The 17,177-nt window shown below is 44.3% G+C and carries 13 protein-coding genes; 5 read left to right on the top strand and 8 right to left on the bottom strand.

Annotation, left to right across the window (positions count from 1 at the left end; all coding sequences use genetic code 11):
- Positions 1-17: 17 nt before the first annotated feature.
- The 5 genes from AB3351_RS01425 to AB3351_RS01405 all read right to left on the bottom strand — a co-directional run bounded on the left by AB3351_RS01425 (position 18) and on the right by AB3351_RS01405 (position 5,910).
- On the bottom strand, positions 18-797 hold the full coding sequence (locus tag AB3351_RS01425; RefSeq protein WP_371145330.1) for a formate/nitrite transporter family protein: 780 nt from the start codon (positions 795-797) through the stop codon (positions 18-20).
- Between the two features lie 115 nt (positions 798-912).
- Positions 913-2,142 (bottom strand): MFS transporter, encoded by a 1,230-nt coding sequence (locus AB3351_RS01420; protein ID WP_371145329.1) that lies wholly within the window; start codon positions 2,140-2,142, stop codon positions 913-915.
- A 277-nt stretch (positions 2,143-2,419) separates the two neighbouring features.
- Positions 2,420-3,307: a hypothetical protein gene (locus tag AB3351_RS01415; RefSeq protein ID WP_371145328.1), complete on the bottom strand. Its 888-nt coding sequence runs from the start codon at positions 3,305-3,307 to the stop codon at positions 2,420-2,422.
- 97 nt (positions 3,308-3,404) lie between these two features.
- A complete protein-coding gene (locus AB3351_RS01410) occupies positions 3,405-4,316 on the bottom strand; it encodes a Gfo/Idh/MocA family protein (protein ID WP_371145327.1) in 912 nt (303 codons plus the stop codon).
- A 76-nt stretch (positions 4,317-4,392) separates the two neighbouring features.
- Entirely contained in the window at positions 4,393-5,910 is a 1,518-nt protein-coding gene (locus AB3351_RS01405) for a class I adenylate-forming enzyme family protein (protein WP_371145326.1), read from the bottom strand.
- A gap of 262 nt (positions 5,911-6,172) precedes the next feature.
- Here AB3351_RS01405 and AB3351_RS01400 point away from each other — a divergent pair, with 262 nt between their 5' ends.
- A complete protein-coding gene (locus AB3351_RS01400; protein ID WP_371145325.1) occupies positions 6,173-6,457 on the top strand; it encodes a DUF4097 family beta strand repeat-containing protein in 285 nt (94 codons plus the stop codon).
- On the opposite strand, the gene AB3351_RS01395 is transcribed toward AB3351_RS01400, so the two are convergent.
- The 3 genes from AB3351_RS01395 to AB3351_RS01385 form a co-directional block, all read right to left on the bottom strand.
- Complete coding sequence (locus AB3351_RS01395; protein WP_371145324.1) at positions 6,433-7,347, bottom strand: C40 family peptidase; 915 nt, start codon at positions 7,345-7,347, stop codon at positions 6,433-6,435. The genes AB3351_RS01400 and AB3351_RS01395 overlap by 25 nt on opposite strands.
- Positions 7,348-7,755: 408 nt before the next feature.
- The gene (locus AB3351_RS01390) at positions 7,756-8,721 is read right to left on the bottom strand and encodes an aldolase catalytic domain-containing protein (RefSeq protein ID WP_371145323.1); all 966 of its coding nucleotides are present in this window, start codon (positions 8,719-8,721) and stop codon (positions 7,756-7,758) included.
- Between the two features lie 171 nt (positions 8,722-8,892).
- The gene (locus AB3351_RS01385; RefSeq protein WP_371145322.1) at positions 8,893-10,371 is read right to left on the bottom strand and encodes an alanine/glycine:cation symporter family protein; all 1,479 of its coding nucleotides are present in this window, start codon (positions 10,369-10,371) and stop codon (positions 8,893-8,895) included.
- 244 nt (positions 10,372-10,615) lie between these two features.
- Between AB3351_RS01385 and AB3351_RS01380 the strand changes: the two genes are divergently transcribed.
- The 4 genes from AB3351_RS01380 (at position 10,616) to AB3351_RS01365 (ending at position 17,153) form a co-directional block, all read left to right on the top strand.
- Positions 10,616-11,179 carry a TetR/AcrR family transcriptional regulator gene (locus AB3351_RS01380; RefSeq protein WP_371145321.1) on the top strand — a complete coding sequence of 188 codons (564 nt, stop codon included), beginning with the start codon at positions 10,616-10,618 and terminating at the stop codon, positions 11,177-11,179.
- 93 nt (positions 11,180-11,272) lie between these two features.
- Complete coding sequence (locus AB3351_RS01375; RefSeq protein WP_371145320.1) at positions 11,273-12,475, top strand: MFS transporter; 1,203 nt, start codon at positions 11,273-11,275, stop codon at positions 12,473-12,475.
- A 986-nt stretch (positions 12,476-13,461) separates the two neighbouring features.
- Positions 13,462-15,525, top strand: coding sequence for a peptidoglycan D,D-transpeptidase FtsI family protein (locus AB3351_RS01370; RefSeq protein ID WP_371145319.1), 2,064 nt, complete (start codon positions 13,462-13,464; stop codon positions 15,523-15,525).
- A 512-nt stretch (positions 15,526-16,037) separates the two neighbouring features.
- Positions 16,038-17,153 carry a replication initiation protein gene (locus AB3351_RS01365; RefSeq protein ID WP_371145318.1) on the top strand — a complete coding sequence of 372 codons (1,116 nt, stop codon included), beginning with the start codon at positions 16,038-16,040 and terminating at the stop codon, positions 17,151-17,153.
- Positions 17,154-17,177: the final 24 nt, after the last annotated feature.

Raw genomic sequence — 17,177 nt, 5'->3', positions numbered from 1 at the left:
GTCTTTTAGCTCGAATATTAATCTGTCGCAGTCCGTAGATAGGCCATGTAATATATCCCTGCAACGAATAGCGCACCACCGACCGCATTTCCCAAAAAAACCGGAATAAAGTTTCCGATATAGTCCAGCCATTTGAAGTGACCTGCAAAAATAGCAGCCGGAATCACAAACATATTGGCTACGCTATGCTGAAAGCCGATGGCGACAAACGCCATAATCGGAAACCAGATGGCAACAATCTTACTTACGACATCTTCTGCGGCATATGCCAGCCATACTGCGAGACAGACCAACCAATTTGCCCCGATCCCCGAGATGAAGGCCTGCACAAAGCTTTCATCAAGCTTAGACGATGCGATCGCTACTGTTTTATGTAGATAAGGACCTATTTCTGTCAACCCTACTACATGTCCGAATAAATAGGCGACAAAAATCGAGCCGACAAAATTACTGACAGTAATCAATGCCCAATTGCGGGCAAGCTGTGTGGTTCTAATCTTCCCGGAGAATCTTGCCATCGCAACCGTCATCATATTGCCGGTTAGCAGCTCTCCACCGGCAATCACGACAAAAATTAGACCCACCGGGAACACTGCGCCTCCTAAAAACGCGGAATAAGAACCCCAAACTTCTTTTGGCAAATCAGCGGTAACACGAATATCGAGCAGAAAACCAAATGCAATAAACGCACCTGCCAAAAAGCCCAGCAGCAGCACAGGACCTATAGGCAGGTTCGCTTTTTTGATCCCAGTTTCTACCGTAATTTCTGCAATTCTCTGTGGTGTATGATAGGCCATTGCTTCGCTCCTTTTGCTCGCTTGTTGAATGCACATACTTATCCTTCCCTATTTCTTCTGAATCAAAAAGAAAGGATACACATTTTATGCTGATACAAACGGCAATCAGAATCGCTTATGCTCCTTTTTCAGTGAGCGGCTCTATCGCTTCTTTCTGTGCATATGAACGAGATAGCGGTAGAATAAAGAGCAGACCAACGGCAAACAGCAGTGCTGCAACCTGGAACAAAACCGTAAGTGAAAGCATCTCCTTCAACATACCGGCTATACTCATCGTGACGACCATGGAACCGACAAACAGCGGGCTTAAAATGCCATTTACCCTGCCGATAAAGTCGCCTTCCGTATGCTGCAGAATCAATGTATTGATTCCAATCTGAATGCACGGCAGAGCCATGCCACAGATAAACTGCGCGGCAAGCGTAAGCCATAGCTGAGTAGAGAAGCCAGATAAACTAATGCCGACGACATCTATGAACATCCCTAGCATCAAAAGCTTCTGCGGAGCCACTGATTTAGCGAATATCATCACAAGTGCGCCGCTCAAAAACATACCAATCCCATTGATTGTTAACAGCCACTGAAGAAACTCTTTATCCAAGCCAAGCCGCTCGGTCACAAGAAAGATACTGAGCGGCTGAATCAGACCAAGACCGAGACCTGCTGCCATAAAGCATAAACCAAGCAGCGTCAGTACTTTTTTCGATAACACATACCGAATGCCGCTTGCCATATCCTGACGCAACGTGTCCTTAGGTTTCTCTGTATCCGGCAGATGGTCGGGAGGCAAGAATAGAAGCACACCGGCTGAAAGCAGGAACGCGATACCCATGATAGCGATTGCTATGTTAATACCGAATGTTTGGAACACAAACGTTCCAAGCATAGGACCGAGAATCATAAATATCGTAAACATTGTCTGATACATGGACATCCCCGCCTGCATCTGTTCGGCAGGTACATGCATTTTAAAGAGCTTCATCCCTGACGGTTGTGAGAATTGTGAGAGAATGGCTGAAACCAGCGTAGCAAAAAACACAGCTTTCCATGTGCCGAATACAAGCGTTAGCAGCACGACAAATACAGACACGGCGCTTAGAATATCACACCAGATCATCGTACGCTTCGGACGCCAGCGATCAGCAAATGTGCCGCCGATAAAGGAGAAAATAAAAATGGGCGCAAACTCAGCTACCGAAATCATAGAGATGGCGATAGGATCGCCTCCTGTGCGTTCCATAACATAGAGTAGAATTGCAAAATTGCGCACCCAGATTCCCACTTGCAAGAACAAACCGGAAAGCAAGATAATCTGTACAAATCGATTTCGAAATAAATTAGACATAAAAAACCTCCTGATCCACTTTTCTGGACAGGAGGCTGTCAATTCGTCACAAAAAGACACAGAACGAAGACATCAGAAGCTTCGCGCTGCTACGATACCGAACTTTTTGTATATGAAAAGGGTAGACCAATCCTATTCCAGAAAATTATGTTGTTTCATTTACATATGTTTTCTTAGAGATAGGATTAGTTGTTCATCGTCGCCCCGGTCACCCTTCCATTTAATGTTAGACTGATCATACATGATTGCTGCATAGAATTCAAGTGCGAAATACAAATTATAGTATAATTGTCTCCGGGTAGATGCCGATCTGCACCGTAACAGAGAAACGGCTCATCCCCATCGTCATTCTTCCTTGATCCATCGGCGTTAGCTTTGCCATATGAACAAAGCTTGGCACCTGCTCATCTGGATAAATGGCGACATTGTTCTTTACAAGCTGGATTCGATCCCAATCTGTAAGCTCGTTGATAGGTGAATCCGCTTCGGCTGTCATCATCTCAACCGCCTCCCTAACAAGCGGGATTTGCCCCTCCTTTACAACCTGATATGGATTGGAGAAGATCGTCGTGCCAAATATACCGGCTTCGCGAAAGCGCTGCAGTGTTCGTCTTGCAGCCTGTTCAGCTCCATTACCGAAGTTCCCCGGAACAATGCAATAATCAGCTTTGATATCTTCTATCTTCTCAACTCCAGCCATAAGACAATATACATCGGAGCAGATAACAAAAAATACGTGGAACTGCTCTCCGTCAATTTCTACGGTAACCCGATTTAAGTATTCATAATCCCCCACATTCATCTGCGGAAAATTAGGCTGGTACTGTACACGTTCAAATGATTGAGGTGTAATCTTTGCTTGCGGTGTATGCACCTTCCCTTCTTTTGTCACAACCGTTAATGTATTATAATTTACTCCTGATGCTGCATGCGGCAAATCAACCGGGACAAGATTCAATGTTGTAATTACGCTAATTTGCCTTGTCTGACATACATCGACCAGCATCTCCAATGCTTTGGCTGCATTTGCTTCTGTATATGCTACATACTCGGGCAGTACAACGATTGAATTCTGTTCTGCCTCTCGCAATTGTTGGCTTACATGATCAAATACCTTTTGTTCGCTTGCCATTGGATAACTTAGAATTTTCCATCGATTCTGCATAAAAGATCTCCCCCGGTTTTCATTTTCAAACTGACTGAGCGTTCGCTAGCTTATTATATATATTCTCTCCTTTAATTCTAACTCCTGCTTTTTCTATTTACTTCTCTAAAAAGACCCTACTGCCTGTAGCTCTGCTTTTATTGGCGGCTTCGATAAAGCGGACGATCTGGAGTGTCTCTTCGATTTCTACAGCCGGAATACCGGTATTAAAAAATGGAAGGACATGCTCTAGTAGGCCTGCATAATACGGCTTCGCATCCGCCTGGATATCCACAAACTCCGCTCCATCCTGTTTATGGATTACAGCGCCGAACGCATTGTTCCACGTCCGATAGCCACGAATGGTCCCGATACGACCATCCTTCCATACGCCAATCACAGCTTCACTGTCATCGGTTGCAGCCGCTGTTACATATAAACATTCTGGTCCTAGAACGGTGAATAACATCTCCACCGAATGAATACCGTACCAGAACAATCCTGGCTGTGTCGCTTGAAGCGGCATCGGTCCGAAACAATAAGCACCCGTTACGTCCGCATTCGTCTCTCTCTTACGAATTATTTCTAGACTTGAGGAGAACCGCAGCGAAGAGCAGCTCATTAACGGGACGTTGTATTCTTCTGCAATCTCGGCAATCCGTTGAGCTGATGCAAAGTCAACGGCCAACGGCTTATCAATGAATACCGGTTTTTGGTATGGGGCGATGCGTTGGAATTGTGCAAGATGCGCTCTTCCATCCACGCTTGTCAAAAGAATGGCATCACATTGCTCAGCTACAGATTCAAGGGAAGAAGCCATCCTGATTCCATATGTTCGATGCAGCGTATGCGTAATGGAATCAATACGAGAGCTGCTCAGCTCAAAATCCGGGGAACCTCCAGGAAATCCTACTGTAATCCGTCCACCCGGAACATGGTAAGGGTGTCTGGGATCATTGAGAATCGAAGTGAACGCTTCACAATGAGAGGTATCAAGTCCAATCATACCAATGCACAGTGGCTTCTCCATTCTATAATCTCTCCTTATCAATTCGGCTTCACCAGCAGAAGAGACGGCTCTATTCTTCAGAGCCGCCTCCTTTATACTATCTGCCCTGCTCTTCCCGAAGTATCGTTTTCAGTACTTTTCCGCTTGCGTTGCGCGGCAGTGCATTGAGGAACTCAACTTGCACAGGTACTTTGTATTTAGCCAGCCTCTTCTCGCAGAAGTGAATAACTTCCTCCTCTGTTATTGTATTCCCTTCTTTAACAACAACGCAGGCTTTTGGCACCTCTCCATACACTTCATGCGGTATACCGATGACGGCAGCCTCCAACACGGTCGGGATTTCAAACAATACCTCTTCGACCTCGATTGGATAAATATTCTCACCACCGCGAATAATCATATCTTTTTTTCGATCCACTATATATAAGAACCCGTCTTCATCAATACGGCCTAGATCCCCGCTCATCAGCCATCCATTTCGCATTGCAAATGCAGTCGCCTCCGGATTTCTCAAGTATCCTTTCATAACATGAGGGCCTTTGACAGCAATTTCCCCCACCTCTCCGACAGGCAGCTCGAATCCTTCATCATCTACAATACATATCTCACATCCCGGCAGCGGCTGGCCTACAGAGCCGACTTTATCAAGCGCATGTGGATCCTTCAGCGTGGTAGCCCCTGGTGCATTCTCCGTCTGTCCGTATAGGTTCTGGACTTTGGCCTGCGGAAATATTTGCTTAACCTTCTTAATCAATTCATACGGCATTGGAGCTGCGCCGTAAGTGAGCATACGAAGATGCGGCGCCTGCAGCGTATGCAAATCAGGCTGATTAAGCAGCAGCGTATACATAGCCGGTACACCAAAAAATATCGTGATATCATACCGCTCAATTGCTTCCATGGTCTGCCGTGGACTAAAGCCATGCTCAATTACGAGCGTACCCCCTGCCTGTATCGTCGGCAGCATGAATACATGAGCGGCAGCGCAGTGGAACAGTGGTGCGACGATAAGAACCCGCTCCGTACTTTCTAATTCCATTGCTTTGGCCCACATTTTCGCAATCGCTTCACAATTATTATGAGAGAGCAGTACGCCTTTGGGCTTTCCTGTCGTACCGGATGTATAGAAAATGACAGCCGTATCTTCACCGCGGCATGGTTCATCCGACATCTCACTAGCCTCCGCAATCGCTTGCTGTATGCTCATCCCACGGTGCGCCTCATCTCCCCCTACATGGATAAAATGTTTAATGAGGGGAGTGAGAGGTGCGATCTCTTCTATCGTTCTACTAAACTCCTGACCATATATAAGCAGCTTCGCCTCTGAATGGTTGAGAATGTACTCGATTTCCCGTGGCGCGAGCCGAGTATTAATAGGCAGCACGCTCACGCCAGCTGCCTGGCAGGCAAAGTAACACGTAATAAACAGGTCGGAATTGCCCAACAGTACAGCGACAACATCCCCCTGCTTCAAGCCTTTACTGCGAAAATAACTCCCTAACCGCCGGGCTTTCTCTACCAACTGTCGGTAGCTCGTTTCTTTTCCTTCATAGATCGTAACCGCTTTCTCAGGTTGGTGCTCTATGTGTTGAAGCAGCACATCAAATGTCGCCATGTCCAGTCTCCTCTCTTTACTCTCTTCTTCCTAGAGGTGTACGTACTGCTTCCACGATGACTACTTCTCGCACACTGTCTCCTCCTTATGTAGCATTACATCCTCTTTTTCTATATTATCTTAATTTTTAATTTTTTCACATACCTAGTTAGCGTTTTTATCCGCCTCAGGTCGTAGACAAAAATCATTCGCAGGTGCATTTTATAAACGGCTGCCGTTTACTATGATAAAACCAACAGATTATATGAAAGAGGAACAAAAGATGAAAAAACTTTTTGGCATATATCTGCAGCTTGCAACGCTACAGTATGATAGCTCTTCAGGAGACTTACAAGTTGAACAGGTAAAAGCTGAAACAGCCGCAATTAGCGTCAGCTCAGGCGAGGCCGCTCTAGACATTCCTGAAGATGCCGACTTCACACTCAATGGCCAGGCATCAAGTGGAGACATTCGCTGTGATCTTCCGCTAAAAAAAGCGTGCAGCATAGTGACGATACACCATACTGCACGCTTCCCCTTTTTCTATAGACGCCGTGTACCTAAATAGCGATTTTCCCAATATGAATTGTTCATATCAGCCACAACTACACCACTGCTTGTCGTAGCGCTGATAAACTTATTTCCCCCTACATAGATTCCTACATGTGAAGGACCCGGTGCATAGGTGGTAAAGAACACAAGGTCACCTATACGCGGAGATGAAACTTTTGTTCCTAGATTATACATCTGACTCGATGTACGGGGAAGTGTGATGCCATGCGCCCGATAAACATATTGAACATAGCCTGAGCAATCGAATCCTGACGATGACGTCCCGCCCCATCTGTAGGGAACACCGGTAAACCGATATGCTGTATCAACAATACTGCGTCCGTCCCGGCTTACTGGTTTCGTTGAAGATTGGATGGTACCCACTTTTGTTGGGGACGCCTTGACTGCCTTTGAACTGAATAAGGCGGCTCTTGTTTTCGCTCCTACCACTCCGTCTGCGGATAAGCGGGCTGCTCGCTGGAACTTCTTAACCGCGGATTGCGTGCCTCCCTTATAAATTCCATCAATATTTCCAGAATAATAGCCTAGCTGTTTTAAGCGGGATTGAACTGATGATACGGCCGAACCCCGTGCTCCGTACCGCAGTGTAGCCATGCTTTTGCTTTTACTTGATGCAGAACCATACAATGCTGCCTGCGTTTTTGGACCGGCAATGCCATCTGCCTGCAGATGAGCTGCCCGTTGGAATTTCCGTACTGAATCTCTTGTTACGCTGCCATAATATCCCGTAATATTTTTGTATGTAAAATATCCTTTATTCTTCAATGATTTTTGTAATGTAGTTACTTCTGCTCCCTTATCTCCGAGGGACAGTGTCGACGCTTCCGCAATCCCCTGCAGCGATATAACCAAGGTGCTCGCTAATAATAGCGTCTTAGCTGCCATCTTCTGCACAACCTCACAACCTTCCATGTTTTATGTAACATAGAATATTGTAGTTGATCCTGTGGAAGAGTCCATATTAGGAAGACATGTTCGTACTTTAGTGCAAGAAATTTGAGTCAGATGTCGCGTCACAAGTTGGACACCAGCAGAGCACTCTACGAAAAAAGCATGTGACAGTCGTGACCCTCGACACGTACCCTGTCATCGTTCTTCCCGGTCGACCTTCACAGAATTGTATGCAGGCGATGCGACCACTCCAAACAAAAAAAGGCTGTCCGGGAAGTCATATTGCAACCGAAACCTTGATAAAAGGAAAAGCCAAGCATGCTGTTACATCAACATACTTGGCTTTTTATTTGGTGCGCATTTTACGCGTAAAGGGACTTTTTAGACAGCCCCTTTATTTCCTTATATTTTTTTCGCTAACGCATCAATCGTTTCAGGAGAAGTAAGCTTGTCATAGAATGTTGTATATTCGTCCCGTTCTTCACTACCACGTAATGCCATAGCAACACGCGGATGCTCATTCAACACTCCGGAGATCATATACGGAATGATATAGCCCCATTCCCATTTTTCACGCATAGCAATCATATGCTTCTCGATAATTCCAAGCACCGGCTTTAATTCATATCGAGCACTTTTCATTTGACTGACGAGAAGTTCTGTCGGGCAATTTCCTGCTGCCCGACCCATACCATAGACGGATGCATCTAAGAATGTGGCGCCATTTTCTATTCCAACAAGCGTATTGGCAAATGCCAATTGCCTATTGTTATGCATATGAATACCGATCTGCTTATTCGGAAGAAGCGTGCGGAACTTTTGTACAAGGTACTCTGTATTCTTCGGGTCAAGGCTGCCGTATGAGTCGACAACATAGACCACATCAACCGCACTCCGGTTTATTTCTTCGAACGCTTCAAGCAATTCCTGCTCATGGACGTGTGATAATGCCATGATGTTCAGCGAGGTTTCATATCCCATGTCATGGAATTTCTGTACAAGGTCTAACCCCTTATTTACATCCTTACTATAGCAAGCCACCCGAATCATATCCAGCACGCTCTGCTCACGCGGCAGAATGTCATTCTCATCCACACGGCCAATATCACAAAGCGCGGACATTTTGGTCGCTGTTTTTTGCGGGAAAATCTCTTGCAGGAAACGATCTTCTAAAAAACGCCATGGATTCGGCTCCGTAGCATTCAATAGCTTGGGTGAGTTTTTATAGCCTACTTCCATGTATTCTACACCGGCTGCGCTTAATCCATCATACATGTCACGAACAAAATCCACACTAAAATCCCAGTTGTTGACCAGTCCCCCGTCACGAATGGTACAATCTACAATCCTGCGTTTCTCTGCTCTCATAATCTCCCCTCCACTTTCGAACTGTTATGCGTTTGTGCTTTTATGTGTTAAATTATATTATGTATTTATACTACAGCAAAACCTGCATGTCAACAACATACTGGCATCTCGTAACCGCATACAAAAAGACGGCTTGGGGGCCGTCTTTTTACGTATTGTATAAAAGGAATCTTATGAAGGAATGGATTTACTTTGCGTTGACTGTTCATTCACATGATGTTCGTATTCCTTCTCCCAGAAATCCGCATCGGCAATACCAAGCTTTACCGGATCAAATACCGGATCTTTTCCTGCTTTTTTCTGCGCTTCATAATCCTTCAGCACTTTCAGCGCTGGCTTGGTGAGCAATAGAATAGCAATAAGATTGAGCCACGCCATACTGCCCACACCGATATCACCCAATGTCCAGGCGAGTCCGGCTGTCTTTACACTGCCGTAGAACACCATACCCAAAATAACAAACTTCAGTAAATACTCTGACCACACACGCCTTACTTTCTGATTAATATAGGCCAAATTCGTCTCCGCCATATAGTAGTAGGCCATAATCGTAGTAAATGCAAAGAAAAAGAGGGCAATCGCTACAAAAGGAGCGCCAAAGCCTGGGAACACCGTCTCAACAGCTTGCTGCGTATAAACAGGACCTGGTTCAATATCCCCTAAATTATTAACAATAGGAGCTACACCATCCGGCTTTACGTTGTACATGCCTGTAATAAGAATCATAAAGGCTGTAGCCGAGCAGACGAAAAGCGTATCAACGTAAACAGAAAATGCCTGCACCAACCCTTGCTTCGCAGGATGGGAAACCTCTGCTGCTGCAGCCGCATGCGGAGCTGTTCCTTGTCCGGCTTCGTTCGAGTAAATTCCGCGTTTTACTCCCCATGCAATCGCAGCTCCAAGAATACCGCCAAAAGCGGCATCCGCTCCAAAAGCACTGGAAAAAATAAGGGAAAGTATCGCAGGAACTTGTGAAATGTTAAGCGCCATAATGATTAAGGCGACCAGGATATATCCGATTGCCATAAATGGTACGACAACTTGTGCTACCGCAGCGATCCGTTTTACACCGCCAAAAATAATCGCAGCAAGAAACACAACCAGAATCGCTCCTGTAATTGTCGGGCTGATGCCGAATGCAGTCTCAACTCCCGCAGCGATACTGTTCGCCTGTACGCCCGGCAGCAGCATGCCTGTAGCAATAACCGTTACAATCGCAAACAATACAGCATACCACTTGATCTTTAAACCTTTTTCAATGTAGTAGGCAGGGCCACCACGGAATTGTCCGTCCTGCTTTGTCTTATACACCTGCCCAAGCGTCGCCTCGACAAAAGCGGAGCCTGATCCCAAAAAAGCAATCAACCACATCCAGAATACAGAGCCCGGTCCTCCGTAAGCAATGGCTGTAGCTACCCCGGCAATATTTCCTGTTCCTACCCGTCCGGCTAATGCGAGAGACAATGCCTGAAAGGATGAAACCCCACTTGCAGAGCTTTTGCCTTCAAACATGAGCTTAATCATGTCCTTGAAGTGACGTACTTGAAGAAAACGTGTGGCGATGGAGTAAAACAAACCGGTACCTAAACAAAGATAAATAAGTCCTTGACTCCAAATAATGCCGTTTAGCCAGTTAACGAAAGCCTCCAATAGATTGTCCCCCTTATAGTATTTAAAAACGTGTGTGGATATTATTATAAATCATTGTTTTTATTTTATGAATATTTATTTTCTGTTTATTTGAATTATATTTTTTCCATATTAAAGAAATCATATCTACTTCTTACTTTTTTCTACTTGAAAAGAAAAAAAAGGTGCGATACAATGTTCAACATAAAACTATTTTGGTTTTATTAGTTTCGCTTGTCTTGTAAACCAAGGGAGAATTATACGAATGAAAAATCGAATTATGGCTGCTTTTATTGAAGAGATTCAACATAATGGTATGAAATTCACAATGGATGATTTAGCAAAACGACTTGGAATTAGCAAACGAACACTTTATGAGCATTTTTCAGCAAAAGTAGATATTCTCGATGCGATTATTGAACAAACATTCGCTGACATGAACGAGATGACTGAGCGCATCATTCAAAATGAGAGCTATTCTCTTATCGAGAAGATTCGCAGGGTTATTACCGTTCTGCCAAATTATTGGGAATTCTATGATCTTAGAATTTTAGATCAAATGAAACGCTATTATCCAAAGCAGTGGGAGAAGGTTGATTCCTTGTTGAAGGATGATTGGGCCATGCTGCGCACACTCATTGAGCAGGGAATCGAAGAGGGCGAAATCGTCGATATGAATGTATCTCTCATTATGAAGCTGATTATCGATGCGACAAACTCTACACTTGATCAGCGATTTTATCTAGATAATCAAATCACTGTATCAGAAGCCCTTTCATCCATTGTAGACCTGCTATTGTATGGACTTATTCCAGAGAATAAAAGATAACTCCTTCCTTTTATTTTTCTTTTTTCTGTGAGAAAACTAAAAAAACAAAACGAGTTTCTATGGTTATATTTTATTCAGGATCGAGGTGCTATCATGTTTTTGCGTTATCAAATGAGTAAAAACCAACTGATCGGCTTGTGTCTGGTTATCTCTATTCTCTTTATTGATATGCTGCTATATAGTCTGATCATTCCTGTCACGCCCTTTCTTATGTCTAAGCTGCAGCCATCCTCCACGCTAATGGGAATTTTATTCAGCAGCTATGCGATCGCACTATTGGTCGCCACGCCATTCTTAGGCCCGCTGTCTGACCGGGTCGGGCGAAAACTGCCGCTTGTCATCGGCTTAGCCGGAGTGGCACTGTCAACAGTGCTGTTTGCTTACGCGGAGACGATGTGGATGCTCATTGCTGCCCGTTTCGTACAGGGAATTGCTGCTGCAGCAACATGGACAGCGGCACTCGCCCTGCTTGCCGATCTGTTTCCATCTACGATGCGCGGAACCGTTATGGGCATGGCATTAACAGGCATATCGATGGGATCGTTATTAGGAGCGCCTCTTGGCGGCTGGCTGCTTGACTTAGGCGGATATATGGCGCCGTTCCTATTCGCTGCCGCACTTACTGTACTCTGCATTATAGCAGTGGCCCTCCTGCTTTCGGAACCCGTTCGGCTGCAGGAGAAAAGCAGCGGCACATTCAGTCTTCTCCGCAACCGCTCCGTCTTGTTCATTGCCGGAATCGTTTTGCTGGCTGAATCCGTGCTCACGCTGCTAGAGCCGATTCTTCCCGTATTCCTGACAGAGCAATTACAGGCTACGCCAACAACAATCGGGCTACTGTTTGCTGTTATGACATTGGCTTATGGAGCAGTCGCTCCCTTATCTGGAGCATTATCAGACCGTTATAACCCGAAATATTTGATGTTGATCGGCATTGGATGCCTGGCCGCTTCTACTCCCTTAATCGCCCTCTCTCATACGATGTGGCAGCAAACCGGAGCGATGATTCTAGTGGGAGCAAGTGTCGGATTTACGCTATCACCCACTTTATCTACGCTTGGCTCTATTGTTGATACAGGGGAAAATAACGGAGCATACGGCGCTGCCTATGCGCTGTTCAATATGTTTCATGCCGTCGGTATGATTATCGGACCCGTACTTGGCGGTGTACTCACGGATTGGCTGGATATTCCAATGGCAATCATCACCACAAGCGCCATGATTCTTATCTGCGGTGCCATGCTATTTACATTATTGAAAGCGGAACAGCATAAAAAGCAGTACAGAAAGGCCTAGATGCCTCTTAGCTAAAGAATCTAACACCAGCAGAAGGGACTGAGATAGTAAAACCAGCCATCCTGAAAATATAGGACGGCTGGTTTTTACTGTGTATTTGATTTAACTTATAGCAAGTAATGTCTCGCCTAGTGTTTTCCTTTTCATTTAATATAAAATAAAAGATGTTATATTTTATTAGAAAGAGGGCATCAGGCTTTGTGGTATAAGCTGTGATTATTTTCTTCTTTTATCTTGTCCATTTTTCTAGTCTGGTTTTTTTGGCCCAATTACAACCAGAATGAATTTCCTTTATTCACCGATATAGCTACTACACTTTTATTTATACCAGCATATTTTATTTTGATCATAGGTGTGTTTTCCCACCTCATAAATCTATTTATATCTAAAAAAATTTTAAAAGTACTTTTTGTTTTAACAACTGCTACAGTTTCTTTCTTTTCCTCGTTATCACTATTAGATTTTTCCTCAAACCTTAATTTTATAATGACTACAGTTGGGCTTGTAATGGGTGTTATGCACTTTGTTTTATCAACGGCCTTCTTTATAAATCACAAAAACACTTCACTATCCTAAACTTATAATAAGCATGTTTTACAAAATGCTCGTACACCTTTACTGTTTTAACACAGATCGAAGTTGAACGAAGGATTTATCTTTTACTAAGCCATACATGCTTTGCAAATATCAATATAATAATAGAATATAGAAGCGTAATCCACGGTATTAGCAACCCCGATGTTCATGAAGCAATAACCGCACGGCAAAAACAAAGGTGCCAATCCAGAAAAGAAGCAGCATGATTCCAAATAGAGTAACGTCCCTGCTCATACAATCCTCCCGCTTCGTTTACATAGTCCTGATCTTGTCTGTGCTATATTTTACTAAATCGTACCTAATTTTGTATATTTTATTGTAAAATAGACCATATGCTTATTCCATGCTTTATACCTACTATTTTAATAACTCAGGACGTGATTATATAAATGCTAGAAAACGAAAAAAAAGAACAGTCACGACGCCAGCAAATTTTTGCCCGTCTCACCTTCCTTCTTATGCTCGTGTTTTCCGTATTTGCGGTTATGATCTTTAGACTTGCCTACATTCAGGTGGTCAAAGGGGACGAATACATCCAGCAAGCCTCTGCCAAGTCGGATAAAAAAGTACCCATTCCTGCCCTGCGTGGAAGTATCTATGACAAAAACGGCAATCTTCTCGTCTATAGCCGCGCTTCGTTTGCGGCAGTATTCCAAGAAGAGAACGGCATGACCAAAGACGAGCTGGTTTCTCTCGCCCATCGGATGTCTACGATCCTAAAAGGTACAACCAAAGAAGACTTATTAAAAAAAATGGATGCCGAATATCAATATAAAAACGGACAAATTGTTGAGGTTCCCAGGCAGACGTCAAAGTTTCTTGAAAAAGATCTAAAATACGATTTGTCAAAAGAAGAGATCGCCTACTTAGCGGAACATCGAACCGAACTGCGTGGAATATCGGTTGTAACGAAACCCATACGAAAATATGACCTAAAACAAGTCGCGGTACAAGCAGTCGGATACGTTCGTCCATTTAACGTTGCAGATAACCAGAATATAGAATTCTATCGGCAGCGCAAAGCCAGCTATCTACCCAATCAGATGGTCGGCTTCGATGGAGTGGAGCGAAGCTATGAAGACGAGCTTCGTGGTGAAAATGGATATCGAACCTATCAAGTAAATTCAAAGCAATCCATCTTAAAGCAAATGGAGGAAGTCGCTCCAAAAAGCGGAAAGAACCTCTATCTAACGATTGACCAACGCGTTCAATTAGAAGCAACAGAGTTTATTAAGGGCTTTCTGCCAAAGCTCCGGGCGACAGGCCGCAATGCATCGTACGCTAAAACGGCCTATGCGGTTGCTATAGAGGTAAAAACTGGAAAAGTAGTGGCTATGATTAGCTATCCGGAATATGACCCTAATATTTGGACGTCCAATCCGGATCAGGGAACGTATGAAGCCAATCAATATTCCTTTACAAACGGTACGATCCGAAGCGCTCCCTATGATGTTCGTCCGAAGAAAGGAACCGCAGCCCAGCTCGAAAGCTATAAGCACCCCGCCTCCATCGTGCCTGCTGGCTCCGTCATAAAACCAGCTACCGTGCTTATGGGGTTATCAGAACAAATTGCTCCATATTACTGGTCCGACCCAGGAGCATACCAATACGGTGGGGCCGGAGATGTGATTCGTAATGACAGCGGACATAATTATGGCTCATTAACACCGCAGAAGGCAATCGAGAAATCATCGAATACGTATATGGCCTATATCGGTCATACGCTGGCCAAGAAATACAAGAAAAACGCTACCCCTATTTTCCAGAAATATATGCATGCATTCGGTCTGGGCATAAAAACAGGAATCGATCTGCCTAATGAATCACCAGGCGGTGAAGATTTTCTTGTTATGAACAAACGGTACGGGCCTGTTGCAGCTATGGTTCAGGCTTCCTTTGGTCAGCAGGGTCGCTATACAGCCATGCAGCTTGCACAGTATATGGCAACCATGGCCAATCGCGGTGTGCGAATGAAACCGCAAATTGTTGACCGCATTACCGATAACAATGGAAAAGTTGTTCGATCGTTCAAGCCGGAAATCTTAAGCGTATTACAAGAGCCCGATTCGTACTGGAATACAGTTCATGACGGAATGGCTCGAGTTACCGGACCAACCGGAACAGCACGCAGTGCGTTTGCTGGTTTTCCTTATCGTGTAGCCGCAAAAACAGGTACCTCCCAGCAGGATATTTATGTACCGGATTCAGTCGATTTCTCTAAAAAAGTGAACTGGCGTAAATACAAAGAAATCAACAATGGCGTGTTTGTTTCATTTGCGCCGGCAAACAATCCGAAGCTTGCGGTAGCGGTAATCGTACCACAGGGCGGATACGGCGGCCCTTCTGCCGGGATCATTGCCCGATCGATTTATGATATCTACGATAAATATGTTGGATTAGGGCCGACGGATAAACCGTATGATCCAGAAACAGCCATACCTACTAAATCATAAATACAGCCAGCAGCCGTTTTTTTATAGAACGGCTGTTTTCTTTGTTTTACAATCTTTTGTTTTACCTGTTTTCTTTGTTTTATATGTTTTCCTTACTCTTTAAACCTTGATATCTCTGGGTTCAAAGAGTCTAAGTATCACAATTCCGGCGTGAGCTATCACAGAAGCGGAGTAAAGAATCACAACTTCGGCGTAAGCTATCACAAAAGCGGAGTAGAAAAGATCACAACTCCGGCGTGAGATATCACAAAAACGGAGTAAAGTATCACAGTTCCGGCGTAAACGATCACAAAAACGGAGTGGAAGGTATCACAATTCCGGCGTAAACGATCACAAAAACGGAGTGAAGTATCACAATTCCGGCGTAAACGATCACAAAAACGGAGTGAAGTATCACGATTCCGGCGTAAACGATCACAAAAACGGAGTAACCATCACAGCTTTATTTTTTCGTGATTTTAAAAAAGGGAAACGGTATAATAATTGATAGATTAGGCAGGAGGCTTCCGTTCATGGCACATCTATCAAAAGCAAACGACAGATTAGTCGTAACAAAGTCAAACGAACTCATCGAAGCTTCTTACCGGCTCACTACGAATGAACAGCGCATCATTCTTATGCTTGCAGCCAAAGTACAGCCCGATGACGAAGAATTCAAGCGGTACCGCATTGAAGTGGCTGAATTCGTAGAGCTATTGGGTCTTAAACGGACCGGCGCCCATAACGATATCCAGGATATCCTCAAAAACTTGATGAAAAAATCGTTTGGCATAAAAAAGGAAAAATCTATTCTCTACATGCCGTGGCTGGCATCGGCAGAGTATTTCATCGGGCAAGGGTATATGGAGCTTGAATTCTCGCCTAAGCTCAAGCCGTACCTGCTCCAGCTCAAGGAACGCTTTACTACCTATCGTCTGCATGATGTCATGCAGCTACGAAGCGTCTATTCGATTCGAATTTATGAGCTGCTTAAGCAATATGCACAAATCGGCACCCGAACATTCGACGTAGAAGATTTGAAATTTACTTTAGGTATTGAACGAAATGAATACGAGAAATACGGTCATTTTAAAAGCCGTGTGCTCAAGGTAGCTCAAAAGGAATTAGATGAAAAAACAGATATTTTCTTTGATATGGAAGAAATAAAGGCCGGACGAAAGGTCGCAAAGATCTGCTTTATTATTCATAAGAAAAAAACACATAAGCAGGAAGAGTCGACGATGCTGAAGAATGAACTGGGATTAATCGCCCGCTTGCGCGAGTTTGGACTGACGGATATTCAGATCGATCGCGCGATTAAAACATATGAGGAATCATACATAATAGAAAATCTGCAAATCGTCGAGCAAGACTATAAAGCCGGTAAAGTAAAAAATGTGGTAGGGTATACATATAAAGCGTTAGAACAGGATTACCGCCGGGGAAAGAGCAGCACAGAAAATCAGCCTAAGCGAAAGGATATTGTGCAACAACCATACTATAAAGGCGTTCCACAGCATATCATCGATCAGCTCGAGCGCCAGAAATTACAAGAAACGGATAAAGAGCTCGAACAGGAAGAGACCATCGAAGAGCAGCGCGAACGCATCCACCATTTATTGGTTGCGCTTGGTGAGAAGAACGAATAAGCCGTTCTGGAGAAAATCCAGACG

Origin of the sequence: Aneurinibacillus sp. REN35, assembly GCF_041379945.2 — a bacterium.
Taxonomy (GTDB): domain Bacteria; phylum Bacillota; class Bacilli; order Aneurinibacillales; family Aneurinibacillaceae; genus Aneurinibacillus.
This window is presented reverse-complemented; position numbering and strand designations above follow the sequence as displayed.